Raw genomic sequence first — 14920 nt, forward strand, 5'->3', positions numbered from 1 at the left:
CTTCCCGTCGTCCCGGCGAAGGCCGGGACCCATACGCAGCGGCCCTCGAAAGGGCACGCGGCGAGTTGAGCTTCCGGCAACAAACAGTCGTGCTTATGGGTCGCGGCCTTCGCCGGGACGACGTTGAGTATGGTGCGCGAGCGTTGGTCCCGCCTCAAATCCCCAGATACTTGTGCTGCAGGTCCGGCTCCGCGATCAACTGCTCGCTGGTCCCGCTCCACACCGTCTTGCCGCGCTCGATGATGTAGTGGCGGTCGGCGATGCGGGCGAGGTTGCCGACGTTCTTGTCGATCACCAGCACCGACTGCCCGCGTCCCTTCAGCATCGACAGGCAGCTCCAGATCTCGTCGCGGATCAAGGGCGCCAGGCCTTCGGTCGCCTCGTCGAGGATCAGGAGCTTCGGGTTCGTCATCAGCGCGCGGCCGATCGCGAGCATCTGCTGCTCGCCGCCGGACAGCGTGACGCCCATATTGCCGGTGCGTTCAGCGAGCCGCGGAAACAGCGCATGGATTTTTTCCAACGTCCACGGATCGGAGGCATTCAACCGATTTCCCGATGCCGCGACGAGATTTTCACGCACGGTCAGGTTCGGAAAGATCTGGCGGCCTTCCGGCACGAGGCCGATGCCGAGCTTTGCGATCCTGTAAGACGGCAGGCCGCGCACCGCCTCGCCGGCGAAGCTGATGGTGCCCGACCGCGCCGGCGTCAGGCCCATGATCGAGCGGATGGTCGTGGTCTTGCCCATGCCGTTGCGGCCCATCAGCGCGACCATCTCGCCCGACTTGATCTTGAGCGACAGGCCGAACAGCACCTGGCTCAACCCGTAGCAGGTCTCGATCCCATCGACTTCGAGCAATGTCTCGGCTGTTTTCGTTTCAGTCATGGCGCGTCACCGCGTGCTGCTCGCCGAGATAGGCGCGCTTGACCTCTTCGTCCTTGCGGATCGCATCCGGCACGCCGCAGGCGATGACCCGGCCATAGACCAGCACCGTGATGCGGTCGGCGAGCGCGAACACCGCCTCCATGTCGTGCTCGACCAGCACGATGGTCACTTCCTTGCGCAGCTCCTTCAGCAGCGCGACCATTCGCGCCGATTCGGTGACGCCGAGCCCGGCCATCGGCTCGTCGAGCAACAGAAGCTGCGGCTTGGTGGCGAGCGCGACCGCGAGCTCGAGCTCGCGCTGCTCGCCGTGGCTCAATTGCGAGACTACGATATCGGCGCGCTTGCCGAGCCCGACGCGTTCCAGCGCCGCGCGGGCGACCTCGCGCAGCTGCCGCTCCTTGCGCGCATTGCCCCAGAAGCGGAACGAGTGGCCGTCATGCGCTTGCGCTGCGAGCGCGACATTGTCGATCGCGGAGAAATCCTTGAGCAGCGAGGTGATCTGGAACGAGCGCGCGAGCCCGAGCCTGGAGCGCTTGTAGGACGGCAGGCTCGTGACGTCGCGGCCGGCGAAGTAGATGGTGCCGGAATTCGGCATCACCTGCCCGGTGAGCTGGCTGATCAGCGTGGTCTTGCCGGCGCCGTTGGGGCCGATGATCGCGTGCAGCTCGCCCGGAACGACCTCCATCGAGAGGTTGTCGGTCGCGGTGATGCCGCCATAGCGGCGCACCAGATTGTCGACGCGCAGCAATGGTTCAGCCACGGCTCATCCTCCCGAGCAGGCCCATGATGCCGCCGCGCGCGAACAGCACGATCAACAGCAGCACCGGGCCGAGGATCAGTCCCGAATATTCGGTGAACTGCGACAACAGCTCCTCGAGCAGGAGATAGACGATCGCGCCGACGACAGGGCCGAACAGGGAGCCCATGCCGCCGAGGATCACCATCACCATCAGGTCGCCGGAGCGGGTCCAGTACATTACGGCGGGGCTGACGAAGTCGGTATTGTTGGCAAGCAGCGCACCGGCCAACCCGCAGATTGTGCCTGCGATGACGAAACAGACCAGGCGATAGCGGTTGGCATGGAAGCCGATCGCCTGCATGCGCTGCTCGTTGGAGCGGACGCCCTGCACCACGAGGCCAAAGCGCGAATTGACGATGCGCCAGATCAGATAGAGGCCGCCGAACAGGCAGCCGAGGCAGAGATAATAGAACTGCGTGCGGTCGGACAGGTTGATCAGGCCGGCGAAATCACTACGCTTGTAGACGGTGAGCCCGTCGTCGCCGCCGTAGCGCGACAAAGCGGAGGCGACGTAATAAGCCATTTGCGCAAAGGCCAGCGTGATCATGATGAAATAGACGCCGCGGGTCCGTAGGCTGAGCGCGCCGATCAACAGCGCGAACAGCGCCGAGACCGCGAGCGCCACCGGCCATTGGATGAAGCCGGAGCCGATGCCCTCGGCGGCGAGGATGCCGACGGCATAGCCGCCGATGCCGAGGTAGGCGGCATGGCCGAAGCTCATCATGCCGCCATAGCCCATGATCAGGTTGAGGCTGGCGGCCGCCAGCGCATAGATCGCGATGCGTGTGAACAGCGTGAGGATGAAGATATTGCCTGTGATGGCCGAATAGACCGGCAGCAGGACCAGCGCGATGCACAGCAGCGCCGCAACGGCATTGGAAGCGTTGAGCTTGGGCATCATCGTTTGGCCGCCGGGAACAGCCCTTCGGGCCGCAGCACGAGGATGATCGCCATCAGGAGATAGATCAGCATCGAGGACAGCGCCGGCGCCGCGGTCGAGGCCGCCGCCCCGCTCAGCACCTTGCGCAGCAGGTCGGGCAGGAACGCGCGGCCCATCGTGTCGATGATGCCGACGAAGATCGCCGCCATGAAGGCGCCCCGGATCGAGCCGATGCCGCCGATCACGATGATGACGAAGGCGAGGATCAGGATGTTCTCGCCCATCCCGATCTGCACGGTGAGGATCGGCGCCTGCATCAGCCCGGCGAGCCCGGCGAGCGCGGCACCAAGGCCGAACACCAGCGTGAACAGCAGCTTGATGTTGATGCCGAGCGCCCCGATCATCTCGCGGTTGGAAGCGCCGGCGCGGATCAACATGCCGACGCGGGTGCGCATCACGACGAGATAGAGCATCGCGGCAACCGCCAGTGCGACCACGATGATCATCAGCCGGTAGGCCGGGTAATACACGCCGGGAATGATCTGCACCGGCACGGTGAGCCAGGCCGGCAGCGGCAGCGCGAGCCCGGCCGGGCCCCAGATCAGCCGGACCGCGTCGTTGAAGAACAGGATCAGGCCGAACGTTGCCAGCACCTGGTCGAGATGGTCGCGGCCGTAGAGATGCCGGAGCGCGACATACTCCAGCACGATGCCGAGCAGCAGCGTGGCGCCCAGCGCCAGCAGCGCGCCGAGCACAAAACTGCCGGTCCAGGCCACGAAGGTCGCCGCGAAATAGGCGCCCATCATGTAGAGCGAGCCGTGCGCCAGATTGACGAAATCCATGATGCCGAACACCAGCGTCAGTCCGGCCGCCAGCAGGAACAGCAGCAGGCCGAATTGCAGGCCGTTCAGCAGTTGTTCGACGACGAGATACATGGATCCTTCAATGGGCTGAAACAAAACAGCGGCAGCGCGCGTGCGCCGCCGCTTTTTTACGGCTTGTTGTTCTCCCTCGCCCCGCTCTTGCGGGGAGAGGGTCGGGGTGAGGGGCTGTTTCCACGAGTCGAACTCGCGGGAGGAGCCCCTCACCCAATCGCTTCGTGCATAGCCGAAGCTGCGCTTCGGCGTCCTTCGTCAAGAACGGCCGCCGGAGGCGGCCTATGCTCTCCCCGCAAGCGGGGCGGGTAAAGAGAAGCAAGCTGCGCGCCAAGACGGCGCAGTAATCACTTCATCGAACACTTGTCGTGAAACTTATCCTGGTCGTCCTTGACGATGGTCGCGACCGTCTTCAGAGACAGCTGGCCGTCGGCGTCCTTGACCACGTCCTGCAGGTAGAAGTTCTGGATCGGGATGTGGTTGTTGCCGTACTTGAACGGGCCGCGCAGCGACTTGAAGTTGGCCTTCTCCATCTCCGCCTTCATCGCGTCCTTCTTGGTGAGGTCGCCCTTCACCGCAACGACGGCGCTGTTGATCAGCTGGGCGGCGTCATAGGCCTGGGCGCCGTAGTAGGTCGGGCGCAGGCCGGGAAACTTCTTGCGATAGTCCTCGACGAACTTCTTGTTCTCGGCGTTCGGCAGGTCGTTGACCCATTCCTGCGCGCCGGGAATGCCGATCGCGTTGTCCTTCTGCAGCGGCAGCGACAATTCGTCGACGGTGAAAGCGGTGTAGAGCGGGATCTGCGCCTTGATGCCGGCCTGGGCGTACTGGTTCAGGAACTGAACGCCGGCGGCGCCGGGATAGAACACGAAGATCGACTCGGCCTTGGAGTTGCGCGCCTTGGTCAGCTCGGCGGAGAAGTCGAGCTGGCTCGGCCACACCGTGTATTCCTCGCCGACCACCTCGCCCTTGAAGGTGCTCTTCACGCCCGCGAGCATGTCCTTGCCGGCCGCGTAGTTCGGGCCGATCAGGAACACCGACTTGACGCCCTTCTGGTTCATGTAGAGGCCCATCGCGGCGGGCGTCTGGTCGTTCTGCCAGGAGGTCGAGAAGACGTAGGGAGAGCACAATTCGCCGGCGAGCTGCGACGGACCGGCATTGGCCGAGATCAGGAAGGTCTTCGAATCGACCGCGGTCTTCAGCGACGCCAGCAGCACGTTCGACCAGATGTAGCCGACGATGAAGTCGACCTTGTCGGACTGCACCAGCTTCTCGGTCTTCTGCTTGCCCACATCGGGCTTCTGCTGGTCGTCCTCGTAGATCACCTCGACCGGCTTGCCGTCGATCTTGCGGCCGAGGTGGTCGAGCGCCAGCTCGAAGGAATTGCGCATGTCGTTGCCGATCACGGCGGTCGGACCGCTGAAGGTCGAGACAAAGCCGATCTTGACGCTGTCAGCCGCCGTCGCGGGCTGCGCGAGCGCCAAAGCCATGGCGCCTGCCAGCCAGAATGCCTTTTTCATATTCACTCCCCTCCTCAACCAAAGATCCCGCCAGGCCTGATCACGTGGGCCCGGGGTCACGCTTTGCGCGCGTCGTTCTGTGACGTGTTTTGTGCGCGATATCGCAAGTATGCAGCAAGCACGAACCGATGGCCCTCGATTAGAACCTTCGGCGCATACCCCAGCACCGTGCATCATAATTCGTCCAAATCGGCCATGGCAAGAAATATAATGCCGGTTGCGTAGGCAACGATTGTCGCAGGGGCCTGCACTCTTCCAACGACCAGCCGCCGCCCACAGCCGCAGGCTTTAACGATCCGGTAAAGCACCCGGAAACCACGGGCGAGCAAGGCGCCGCGGGCTTCATGGTCCGGAAAGTATCGCCGCGCGACGCTGCCGCCAAAGGGGTGCGTCACATGCTGAATTACATCTTCGGCTTCAATGCCCGGATGGGCCGGTTGGCCTTCTTCTTCTGCACCCTGGTGGTAGGCCTCGGCTTTGTGATGCTGGTCTACGGGATCACGGGCAATGTGCCGCGCGGCAGGATGGACGTGCTGCTGGCGCAGGCATCGAACAGCCCCGCGCTGGTCATTGCCTTCTACGGCATGCTCGTCGCCTGCTTCATGCTGCAGTCGATGCGGGTGCGTGACATCGGATGGGATCCGGTCTGCGTGATGGCGGCATGGATTGCCCTCATCGTGCTCGACAAGGCCATTGCCGGACGCTTTCCCGAATATGCGCTGACCTATCACCACACCGGAACGGTAGTCGGTGCGCTCGCCAATGCCGCGATGAACTTCGTCCTGACGTTCTGGCCGGGCGGCCGCTCCGAAGAAGCGCTGCCGCTACCGCGTGAGACCGGCGGCGATGGGCTGTTTGAAAGAAGCAGCGCGCCCGCCGCAGCCGGCAGCCGCGTCACGCGCATCGCCAACGGCGAGTTCGGCGGCAAGACGCGGTAGCGCGCCTTCTCTCCACTGTCGTCCCTGCCTAGTGCGCAATTGCGCACGGGAGCAGGGACCCATAACCACCGGCCTAGACTATTAAAGAAGGCTGTGGCCCCAGCATCGCACACCAATCCCCATTTGTGGTTATGGGTCCCGGATCGCGCTTCGCTTGTCCGGGACGACACTGAGTTTGTGGCGCAACCAACGAGCCACTGGCTGAGCGCCCGCCGATCACCCTTGATCCACCACCCATTCGGCGCCGTCGATCGCATAGGGCGCGTGGCGGAAATCCCTGATGGTCGCGACCTTGTCGGCCGACCAGTCGAGCAGCATGAACGATCGCGGCGGCCCACCCTTTGCGTTCGGATCGAACACCAGGATCGCGGGACGTCCCTCGACCTGTCCGGTCACCAGGTGCCAGTCGTCGATCTTGGCATAATTGCCGAAGTAACGTGACACCTCGGCCTTGCCGTTCAACCGCGTCTTGTTGACGAGCTCGAGCCTGATGTCATCGGCGATCATGGCGCGGATGGCATCGAAGTCGTGAGCGTTGAAGCGGCCGACATAGGCGTTCAGCCTGTTGCGATCGGCCGGCGACAGGCCGGGCCGCGGTGCATCGTCCGGCTCGCGGGCGAACGCGCGCAGTTGCGCGCGTCCGCGGTGCAGCGCGGCCTTCACCGCGGGCAGGCTGAAATCCATGATGCCGCAGACTTCCTGCAACGAGCAGCCGAGCACATCCATCAGGATCACGCTGGAGCGCTGCGCCACCGGCAGCCGCATGAAGGTGCGCAGGCTGCTTGCGGCGATCTCGCGGCGGCTGACATCGTCAAGCTCTCCGGCCATCATGTCCACCTCCTCCGGCGCGTGCAGCGCGTCCTGTCGGTTGCGCCGCCTGAGGAAATCGAGCGCTGTATTGTGCGCGATCCGGAACAGCCAGGCTTCCGGATGCTGGATCGGGGCGGCGGAAGCGAACGCCTCCATCGCCTTGATCAGCGCGTCCTGCAGCACATCTTCGCCGTCGATGACCGATCCGACCATGCGGGCGCAGTAGCGATGCAGCCTCGGCCGCATCGCCGCCAGCAGCGCCTCGACCTCGGCTGCGGCCGGCGCCTGGGGTGGTGACGTCATGATGGCTCCGCCAACTCGGTTCACGACGCATCCAGCATACGATAGTTTCCGACAATCACAGCACTGCGAACCAGCGGCGGCTCGGCGCAGCGATCGCGGATGCCCTCCTGGAAGGCCTGGAACGCCGCCAGCTTCGGGATCGGGCTCGAGCCGTCGTCGGCCGCGGTCTCGACCATGTGGATGAAGGTGTCGTCCTCCAGCCGCAGGGTCATGTAGCGTACGCCGTCCGGGCTGGCCGCCTTCAGCTCGGCGAACACCGCCGCCACCAGCGCGGCATTCTTCTCCGCCATGTCCGGCTTGGTCTTGTACCTGATCAGGGTCCGTCTCATCGCAGCCTCCTTGGCCTGGGTCTGCGGCCTGAACCGGCCGCGTCAGCCCTAAGGACGTTTGCAGACGGCTAAAGGATGCGGTCCGGCAAAAATAATTTCTCGGCCGCATCCTTTGCCCGCTCCGGTTCGTCCTGGCCTGCGAAGCGCGCCGCAACCCTGCGGCGGGCCAATGGAGAACCACCATGCAGACCCCTGAACAGCGCGCCGAGCAGCGTTGGGTGCTCGGCCTCACCGCGCTGGCATCCTTCATGATGGCGCTGGACGCCATGATCATGACCACGGCCTTCGCGACCATCCGCGCCGATTTCGGCAGCCGAGTCGAGACGCTGCAATGGACCGTCAACGCCTTCAATCTGACCTTCGCGGTGCTGCTGTTGACTGGCGCTGCGCTCGGCGACCGCTTTGGACGGCGGGCGATGTTTGCGGCCGGGATCGGCCTGTTCGTCGTGGCGTCGGCCGCCTGCGCGCTGGCCGGCAACGCCGCGGCATTGATCGCCGCGCGGGCCCTGCAGGGCGCCGGCGCGGCGCTCGTGATGCCGCTGGCGATGGCGATCCTGAGCGGCGCCTTCGGCCGCGAGGAGCGGGCCCGCGCGCTCGGCATCTTCAGCGGCATCACCGGATGCGCGCTGATCATCGGCCCCGCGATTGGCGGCTTCATCACCGAGCATCTCGGCTGGCGCTGGATCTTCTGGATCAATTTGCCGATCGGCCTGATTGCGATCGCCCTCGTGCTGGCGCGCCTGCGCGAAAGCTTTGGTCCGACGGCGCCGCTCGACATCACCGGCCTGGCGCTGGTCGCGCTCGCGGCGCTGGCGCTGGTCTGGGGCCTGCTGCGTGGCAACAGCGTCGGATGGGCCAGCGCGGAAGTGGCCGGTGCGCTGATCGCCGGCGTCGCGCTGGCAGCAATGTTCGTGCTGTGGGAACTGCGTGCGACCAGCCCGATGGTACCGATGCGGTTGTTCGCGGCCCGACCGTTCGCGGCCGGCATCGCCGCAAGTGTGCTGTTCTATGCCGCGATGTACGGTGTGCTGTTCCTGCTGCCGCAATTCCTGCAGATCGCGCTCGGCTTCGACGCCTTCGGCGCCGGGCTGCGCCTGCTGCCGTGGACGGCGACATTGTTCGTCACGGCGCCGATCGCCGGCGCTGTGGTCAACCGGTTCGGCGAGCGCACGCTGGTCGTCACGGGCCTCTTGATGCAGGCGATCGGTCTCGGCTGGATCGGCGAGATCGTCACCCCGTCGGTGCCCTACTCCGCGCTGGTGGCGCCGCTGATGCTCGCGGGCGTCGGCGTCTCGATGGCGATGCCAGCCGCACAGAACGCGGTGCTGAGCGCGGTGGCCGTGAGCGAGATGGGCAAGGCGTCGGGCGTGTTCAACATGGGCCGATTCCTCGGCGGCATGTTCGGCATCGCGGCGCTGGTGGCGAGTTTCGCCGCCAATGGCGCGGCCGATTCGTCCGGACATTTCACGAGCGGATTCGCTGCGGCGATGAGCCTTGCGGCAACGCTGTCATTCGCCGGCGCCGTCGCGGGACTGTTCCTGCCGATGCGGCGGCGGGTCGTTGCCACGACCGCGACGCAGGACGCGTGAGGCGCGCAGCGATTGGGTTTCGCTATCGGGCGATCGGGCATTTCGTGTTGGAATGAGGCCGCGAATGATTACATAATCAGACGACGAAGCCGTTCGAAACCGAGGGCGACATCAGATGACGCAAGCGCCGGCCAAACCTCATCGCGTGGTGATCGTCGGCGCCGGCTTCGGCGGGCTCGAAGCCGCCTTCGGTCTCGCGGGCGTGCCGGTCGAGATCACGCTGATCGACCGCCGCAATCACCATCTGTTCCAGCCGCTGCTCTACCAGGTCGCCACTGCATCGCTTGCCACCAGCGAGATCGCCTGGCCGATCCGCTATCTGCTGCGCGACCGGCCCGAGGTGACGACGCTGTTCGCCAATGTCTGCGGCGTCGACGCAGCGGCAAAGCAAGTGCAGCTCGATGACGGCGGCAGCATCCCCTACGACACGCTGATCCTCGCCACCGGCGCGCGCCACGCCTATTTCGGCCATGACGAATGGGAGCCGTTCGCGCCCGGCCTGAAGACGCTGGAGGACGCGACGACGCTGCGGCGGCGCATCCTGGTCGCCTTCGAGCGCGCCGAGCGCGAGACCGATCCAGACAAGCGGGCCGCGCTACTGACCTTCGTCATCATCGGCGCCGGGCCGACCGGCGTCGAGATGGCCGGCACCATCGCCGACCTCGCCAAGGACACGTTGCCGCAAGACTTCCGTCACATCGACACGCGCAAGGCGCGCGTGGTGCTGATCGAGGCCGGCCCGCGCGTGCTGGCCGGTTTCCCCGACGATCTCTCCGCCTATGCGCAAGCGTCGCTGGAGAGACTCGGCGTCGAGGTGATGCTGGGCGAACCGGTCACCGAATGCTCGGCCGACGGCGTGGTGTTCGGCGGCAAGCGGCTGGAGGCGCGCACCATCGTCTGGGCCGCCGGCGTGCGCGCCTCGCGCGCCGCCGAATGGCTGAACGCGCCGGCCGACCGCGCCCATCGGCTGCAGGTCGAACCCGATCTCACCGTGCCGGGCCATCCCGATATCTTCGCGGTCGGCGACACCGTCACGATCAAGGATCCCGACGGCAATCCGGTGCCCGGCATCGCGCCGGCCGCCAAGCAGGAAGGACGCTACGTCGCCGCGCTGATCAAGGCCCGGCTCGACGGCAAGACGCTGCCGCCGTTCCGCTACAAGCATGCCGGCAGCCTCGCGCAGATCGGCAAGAAGAAGGCGGTGATCGATTTCGGCTGGCTCAAGCTGCGCGGCTCGCTGGCATGGTGGATCTGGGGCCTCGCCCACATCTACTTCCTGATCGGCGTGCGCCATCGGATTGCGGTGGCGATGAACTGGCTCTGGATCCACACCCGCGACCAGCGCGCCGCACGGCTGATCACGCAAGGCAGCAGCAAGGTGGCGCAGTAGGCGCGGTTCGGCGCGCGACTTTAGCCCCGTCGTCCTGAGGAGCGGCCTGTTGGCCTCGTCTCGAAGGATGCACGGCCCAGCTAGCGCCATTCATGATCGTCGCGCGGCGCCGCTCGGGCCGCCGATCCTTCGAGACGCGCTACGCGCTCCTCAGGATGACGGAGATGGAATGGCGCGTGCCATTGCGCGCCGACATCCCGCGTGAAATACTTGCCATAGCAACAATATATGTATGGGAGGAAACGATGCGGATCGATGCGCGCGCAAGAGCGTTTGCGGCTTCGCTTGTCGTGTTGACGTCATTCGCTTCGGCCGCATCTGCGACAGGCATGACCGGCGATCCCGCGGCGACCTGCAGCGGCCTTGCCGGCCCCGCCGACGGCGCGATCAAGATCGACAGCGCCACACTCCAGGCACCATCGCCGCTCTCGGTCGCCGAGAAGGGACCGACACCTTCCAGCCGCATCACCCCAGCCAATCCCGCCTTCTGCAAGGTGCTCGGGCATATTGATCCCGTCGATCCCAAGGCGCCACCGATCAAATTCGAGGTGAACCTGCCCGTCGAGTGGAACGGCCGCTCGCTGCAATATGGCGGCGGCGGCTTCAACGGCGTGCTGATATCAGGCCTCGGCCTGCCGCCGGCCTATCCGTTCGACAAGGCCTCGCCGCTGGCGCTCGGCTTCGTGACCGCCGGCACCGACTCCGGTCACGAGCAGAAGCCCGGCGAGCCGCCGCAACTGTTCGCGCTCAACGACGAGGCGTTCGAGAATTTTTCGCACAAGGCCTACAAGAAGGTGCGCGACGCCGCGCGGGCGCTGACGGTCCGCGCCTACGGCAAGCCGCCGGCGAAGATGTATTTCATGGGATCGTCCGAAGGCGGCCGTGAGGCGCTGACCATGGCGCAGCGCTACGCCGACGATTTCGACGGCATCTTCGCGCGCGTCCCCGTGATCAACTGGGTCGGGCTGCAGCATGCCGGCACCCGCTCCGGCCTCGTCACCATGGGCGACGGCTGGATCAGACCGGCGCAGGTCAAGCTCGTCGCCGACGCCGTGCTGAAGGCCTGCGACACCCAGGACGGCTCCGACGACGGACTGGTGCAGGATCCCGTCGGCTGCAAGGCCGCGTTCAAGCCGGCCACGCTGGCATGCGCCGCGGGGAAGAGTGGCGACGACTGCCTGACCGACAGGCAGATCGCCGCGATCGAGACGCTGCACGCGCCGTACAAGTTCTCGTTCCCGCTCGCCAACGGCCTCGACGACTATCCGGGCTGGGGCGTGTCGGGCGAGAACACGCCGGCGTTCGGTCCGACCGGCGGCTGGAAAGCGTGGTGGCTCGGCAGCACGGCGCCGGCACAGCCGCCGGCTCCGACCAACGGCATCGCCTGGATCTACGGCGCCGGCGGCATTCAATATGTCTTCGCCCGCGATCCGAAACTCGACGTCACGACCTACAAGCCGGAAGACCACAAGGCGCGCGTGCTGGAAGTCTCCGCGCTGATGGATTCCACCGATCCTGACCTCACGCGCTTCCACGCCCATGGCGGCAAGCTCGTGATCCTCGAACACATGTCAGATTACGCGCAAAGCCCCTATGCCGGCATTCGCTACTTCGAGAACGTCGAGAAGACGCTCGGCAAGGACAAGGTCGCGGAGTTCGCCCGGCTCTACACCGCGCCCGGCGTCGACCATGTCGGCTCCGGCGCCCCCGCCAATGTCGACATGCTGGCCGTGCTGGTCGACTGGGTCGAGAACGGCAAGGCGCCCGGCGATCTCGACGTGCGCGAGCAGAAGACCGAGGCGCCGGGATTTGAAACGCTGCGGGCGCTGCCGCTATGCCGCTGGCCGAACTGGCCGCATTACAAGGCAGGCCCGGTCACCGCGGCGGTGAGTTTCACTTGCGCGCCGTGAGATGAGTTTCGTCACACCTTCGGACCGTCTCGTCTTGTGGCGATCGAGCGCAGCGGCGATTGTGGGCGGCTCCGCCAGCGGGGCTACCCCCTCTTAGTCAGCGACATCGCCGTATCGCGGCAAGCCGGCAGCTCTCATCGAATGTTGGTGTGCTACACCATCACGGTCCCGGCTGACCGAGACGGATACTCAACAATGATCTTAAGGAGGGAATGCAATGCGAATGTCTTCCGCCTTATATTTGTTCATTGCGCTACTCACGATGCCTGCGGCCGCTACCGCCGGCGACGAAAGTCTGAAGCAGCAGGTCGAAAAAATCGGGGCAACCTATGCCGACAGCTTCAACAAGCAGGATGGTGCCGGGATCGCCGCGCTCTACGCGCCTGGCGGCATGATCGTCAATCCAACCGGGCCGCACACCGATATTGCGCAGGCCTATGATGGTCTCTTCAAGGCAGGGTTCAACCACAATGACATAACGGTGGACGAGGCCATGCCGCTCGGCACCGATACGGCTCTCGCGATCGGCGAATACCACATCACCGGCAAGAAGCAGACCGGCGAGCCTCTTGATGTTGTTGGCCGCTGGACCGCCGCGTACAGCAACCAGGGCGGCAACTGGAAGATCCGGATGCTGTCGGCCTTCCCCAAGGCGCCTCCGCCGAAATAACACTGTTCAAGAAGCGCGCAGGAGCGGGGCTGCGGCTACAGCCGGGGTCGCAGCCGCTTTTGGATACGACGTCAGCCCATCACCTGATGCGGCGAGCGGCCGAACGCGGCCTTGAAGGCGCGGCTGAAATGCGAGACGTCGCTGAAGCCGAAGCTCAGCGCCGCATCGGTGACGTGGCTGAAGCGCCGTTCGGCCAGCGCCTGGTAGGCGCCGGCGAGGCGCTGCTGCCAAAGCCAGCGGATCGGCGTCGTGCCTTCGCGCGCGAACAGGCGGTTGAGCGTGCGCGGCGCCATGTTCTGCGCGGTGGCAATCGCATCGAGATCGAGCTCGGGATCGTCGAGATGGGCCAGCATGTAGGCCTTGACCCGCGCCAGCCGCTCGTCGCCGTGCTGCGGTACATCGTCCGTCAGCTCGGTCTGGAGCGTGGTCGCGAAAATATCGAGCATTGAGGCGCCAAGCCTTATCGCAGCAGGCCCGGCCGCGTCGTCGAGGCGCGTCAGCCGGCGGATCAACGATCCCGCCAGCGCGCCGACCATCGACGCGTTGCCGACCCGTCGTGCCGTCAACCGCTGCGCATCCGGCAGGCGCGCGAGCAGCAGCGGCCGCGGGATCGACACCATGATCGAACGCGCGCTCGGGGCGAATTCGAGCGTGAACGGCTGCGCCTGGTCATGCAGCATGAGATCGCCGCGGCGCATCCGCACCTCGCGTCCGCCCTGTGCGAAGCTGACCTCGCCGCGCACAGTGAGCCACAGCATGAAATAGTCGCGCGGGTCGCGGCGGACGTCGCTCGCACTGCGCATCACCCGGATGCGGTCGGCGGCCGGGGTCGACGACCAGATGTCATTGACCGCGAGCGGGCCGAAATGGCGGATCGAGATCGCGGCCTGAAACGCCTCGTCGGCGACGCGGCGGCATTCGGTCAGCGAGAATTCGCGGCAGGTGACGTGGTGCCAGCGGTCGAAATTATCACCCGGCGCGACAAGCGTCTGCGCGACAACTGCGTGATCTGGGGTCTGCATTAGCCTTGCTCCCGCCCAACCCGGCAGCTGGATATTCTGCGTGCCGCCCCCGGTTCTGGCAAGCAGAGTCCAGCGATTGGCCGGCGCAGCCAAGAACGTCTGCCGTCACAGAGGTAGAACAGACCTCCCTTCAGGAGAGGAGACACCCATGGGCTACCAATGCGAAATCATCGATCCCGCCCGCACCGTCATGATCGTTGTCGACATGCAGAACGATTTCGTGGCCGAGGGCGCCAAGCTGCGGTCGGCGCAGGCCGCGGCCATGGTGCCGCGGCTGGCGCAGACCCTGAAGGCCTGCCGCGACAAGGGCATCCGCGTCGTCTACACCGCGCATGTGCATCGCCGCGACGGCAGCGACATGGGGCTCTATGACGATCTCTACGCGCCGATCGCCGACCGCTCGTCGCTGGTCGACGGCACCGCGGGCGTCGAGATCTTCAATGACCTCGCGCCGGCACCGGGCGAGCACGTCATCAAGAAGCACCGCTACAGCGCCTTCTTCGCCACCGATCTCGACCTCATCCTGCGCGAATGGGGCATCACGACCGTGATCATCTCGGGGACCACCACCGAGAACTGCTGCCACGCCACCGCGCGCGACGCCATGTTCCACAATTACAAGGTCGTCTTCCTGTCGGATGCCACAGGCACATTCGACTATCCCGATGTCGGCCAGGGCGCTCTATCCGCCGAAGAGGTGCATCGCGCCACGCTGACGATCCTCGCGTTCTCGACCGCGCATGTGATGACGGCGGCCGAGATGCTGGGTCGGGTGAAGGCCGGTGATGGAGCGGCGAAGGCTGCGTAGTTAGTCGCGAACAGCGCGCGGCACGTTCGGTCCGCCTCTCCCCTTGTGGGGGAGGCCGGATCGCATGAAGCGAAGCGAAATGCGATCCGGGTGAAGGGTTGCGGTCCCTCCACCCGGTACGCCGCGTGTAGAGCCCTTCACCCTCCCCTGGAGGGTAGGGGAATCGCATATGGCTGTGGAGTAGTGTTGCCAAG

The 14920-nt window shown here is 65.6% G+C and carries 15 protein-coding genes; 6 read left to right on the forward strand and 9 right to left on the reverse strand.

The features are described 5' to 3' along the window. Window positions 1-154: 154 nt before the first annotated feature. The 5 genes from CO675_RS21555 to CO675_RS21575 all read right to left on the reverse strand — a co-directional run bounded on the left by CO675_RS21555 (window position 155) and on the right by CO675_RS21575 (window position 4957). Entirely contained in the window at window positions 155-883 is a 729-nt protein-coding gene (locus CO675_RS21555; RefSeq protein ID WP_097673860.1) for an ABC transporter ATP-binding protein, read from the reverse strand. Then, on the reverse strand, window positions 876-1643 hold the full coding sequence (locus CO675_RS21560; RefSeq protein ID WP_097673861.1) for an ABC transporter ATP-binding protein: 768 nt from the start codon (window positions 1641-1643) through the stop codon (window positions 876-878). Before CO675_RS21560 ends, CO675_RS21555 begins: the two co-directional genes overlap by 8 nt. After that, entirely contained in the window at window positions 1636-2583 is a 948-nt protein-coding gene (locus tag CO675_RS21565; RefSeq protein WP_198964686.1) for a branched-chain amino acid ABC transporter permease, read from the reverse strand. The genes CO675_RS21560 and CO675_RS21565 overlap by 8 nt, the downstream gene beginning before the upstream one ends. Beyond that, the gene (locus CO675_RS21570) at window positions 2580-3497 is read right to left on the reverse strand and encodes a branched-chain amino acid ABC transporter permease (RefSeq protein ID WP_097673862.1); all 918 of its coding nucleotides are present in this window, start codon (window positions 3495-3497) and stop codon (window positions 2580-2582) included. The genes CO675_RS21565 and CO675_RS21570 overlap by 4 nt, the downstream gene beginning before the upstream one ends. Before the next feature lie 287 nt (window positions 3498-3784). Next, on the reverse strand, window positions 3785-4957 hold the full coding sequence (locus CO675_RS21575; RefSeq protein ID WP_097673863.1) for an ABC transporter substrate-binding protein: 1173 nt from the start codon (window positions 4955-4957) through the stop codon (window positions 3785-3787). A gap of 395 nt (window positions 4958-5352) precedes the next feature. Here CO675_RS21575 and CO675_RS21585 point away from each other — a divergent pair, with 395 nt between their 5' ends. Then, window positions 5353-5895, forward strand: coding sequence for a DUF805 domain-containing protein (locus tag CO675_RS21585; RefSeq protein WP_097673865.1), 543 nt, complete (start codon window positions 5353-5355; stop codon window positions 5893-5895). A gap of 216 nt (window positions 5896-6111) precedes the next feature. Here CO675_RS21585 and CO675_RS21590 read toward each other — a convergent pair whose 3' ends face one another. Then, window positions 6112-7008 carry a sigma-70 family RNA polymerase sigma factor gene (locus tag CO675_RS21590; protein ID WP_097673866.1) on the reverse strand — a complete coding sequence of 299 codons (897 nt, stop codon included), beginning with the start codon at window positions 7006-7008 and terminating at the stop codon, window positions 6112-6114. Between the two features lie 20 nt (window positions 7009-7028). Beyond that, window positions 7029-7337, reverse strand: coding sequence for a hypothetical protein (locus tag CO675_RS21595; protein ID WP_097673867.1), 309 nt, complete (start codon window positions 7335-7337; stop codon window positions 7029-7031). A 182-nt stretch (window positions 7338-7519) separates the two neighbouring features. Between CO675_RS21595 and CO675_RS21600 the strand changes: the two genes are divergently transcribed. Then, complete coding sequence (locus CO675_RS21600) at window positions 7520-8926, forward strand: DHA2 family efflux MFS transporter permease subunit (RefSeq protein ID WP_097673868.1); 1407 nt, start codon at window positions 7520-7522, stop codon at window positions 8924-8926. A 115-nt stretch (window positions 8927-9041) separates the two neighbouring features. Then, a complete protein-coding gene (locus CO675_RS21605; protein WP_097673869.1) occupies window positions 9042-10316 on the forward strand; it encodes an NAD(P)/FAD-dependent oxidoreductase in 1275 nt (424 codons plus the stop codon). Between the two features lie 139 nt (window positions 10317-10455). Here CO675_RS21605 and CO675_RS41055 read toward each other — a convergent pair whose 3' ends face one another. Then, entirely contained in the window at window positions 10456-10647 is a 192-nt protein-coding gene (locus tag CO675_RS41055) for a hypothetical protein (protein ID WP_198964695.1), read from the reverse strand. Here CO675_RS41055 and CO675_RS21610 point away from each other — a divergent pair. Continuing rightward, complete coding sequence (locus tag CO675_RS21610) at window positions 10562-12226, forward strand: tannase/feruloyl esterase family alpha/beta hydrolase (protein ID WP_097673902.1); 1665 nt, start codon at window positions 10562-10564, stop codon at window positions 12224-12226. The genes CO675_RS41055 and CO675_RS21610 overlap by 86 nt on opposite strands. A gap of 217 nt (window positions 12227-12443) precedes the next feature. Next, on the forward strand, window positions 12444-12896 hold the full coding sequence (locus tag CO675_RS21615) for a YybH family protein (protein ID WP_245452843.1): 453 nt from the start codon (window positions 12444-12446) through the stop codon (window positions 12894-12896). A gap of 71 nt (window positions 12897-12967) precedes the next feature. Here CO675_RS21615 and CO675_RS21620 read toward each other — a convergent pair whose 3' ends face one another. Beyond that, a complete protein-coding gene (locus tag CO675_RS21620; protein ID WP_097673871.1) occupies window positions 12968-13918 on the reverse strand; it encodes an AraC-like ligand-binding domain-containing protein in 951 nt (316 codons plus the stop codon). Between the two features lie 148 nt (window positions 13919-14066). Here CO675_RS21620 and CO675_RS21625 point away from each other — a divergent pair, with 148 nt between their 5' ends. After that, a complete protein-coding gene (locus CO675_RS21625; protein ID WP_097673872.1) occupies window positions 14067-14726 on the forward strand; it encodes an isochorismatase family protein in 660 nt (219 codons plus the stop codon). The last annotated feature ends 194 nt before the right edge of the window (window positions 14727-14920 follow it).

The sequence above is a fragment of the Bradyrhizobium sp. C9 genome, assembly GCF_002532045.1.
Taxonomy (GTDB): Bacteria; Pseudomonadota; Alphaproteobacteria; order Rhizobiales; family Xanthobacteraceae; genus Bradyrhizobium.

Excerpts from the sequence above, each read along its gene's own strand:
- CO675_RS21555 (WP_097673860.1), bottom strand. The coding sequence starts at position 883 with ATGACTGAAACGAAAACAGCCGAGACATTGCTCGAAGTCGATGGGATC.
- CO675_RS21565 (WP_198964686.1), bottom strand. The coding sequence starts at position 2,583 with ATGATGCCCAAGCTCAACGCTTCCAATGCCGTTGCGGCGCTGCTGTGC.
- CO675_RS21570 (WP_097673862.1), bottom strand. The coding sequence starts at position 3,497 with ATGTATCTCGTCGTCGAACAACTGCTGAACGGCCTGCAATTCGGCCTG.
- CO675_RS21575 (WP_097673863.1), bottom strand. The coding sequence starts at position 4,957 with ATGAAAAAGGCATTCTGGCTGGCAGGCGCCATGGCTTTGGCGCTCGCG.
- CO675_RS21585 (WP_097673865.1), top strand. The coding sequence starts at position 5,353 with ATGCTGAATTACATCTTCGGCTTCAATGCCCGGATGGGCCGGTTGGCC.
- CO675_RS21590 (WP_097673866.1), bottom strand. The coding sequence starts at position 7,008 with ATGACGTCACCACCCCAGGCGCCGGCCGCAGCCGAGGTCGAGGCGCTG.
- CO675_RS21595 (WP_097673867.1), bottom strand. The coding sequence starts at position 7,337 with ATGAGACGGACCCTGATCAGGTACAAGACCAAGCCGGACATGGCGGAG.
- CO675_RS21600 (WP_097673868.1), top strand. The coding sequence starts at position 7,520 with ATGCAGACCCCTGAACAGCGCGCCGAGCAGCGTTGGGTGCTCGGCCTC.
- CO675_RS21605 (WP_097673869.1), top strand. The coding sequence starts at position 9,042 with ATGACGCAAGCGCCGGCCAAACCTCATCGCGTGGTGATCGTCGGCGCC.
- CO675_RS21610 (WP_097673902.1), top strand. The coding sequence starts at position 10,562 with ATGCGGATCGATGCGCGCGCAAGAGCGTTTGCGGCTTCGCTTGTCGTG.
- CO675_RS41055 (WP_198964695.1), bottom strand. The coding sequence starts at position 10,647 with ATGCCTGTCGCAGATGCGGCCGAAGCGAATGACGTCAACACGACAAGC.
- CO675_RS21615 (WP_245452843.1), top strand. The coding sequence starts at position 12,444 with ATGCGAATGTCTTCCGCCTTATATTTGTTCATTGCGCTACTCACGATG.
- CO675_RS21620 (WP_097673871.1), bottom strand. The coding sequence starts at position 13,918 with ATGCAGACCCCAGATCACGCAGTTGTCGCGCAGACGCTTGTCGCGCCG.
- CO675_RS21625 (WP_097673872.1), top strand. The coding sequence starts at position 14,067 with ATGGGCTACCAATGCGAAATCATCGATCCCGCCCGCACCGTCATGATC.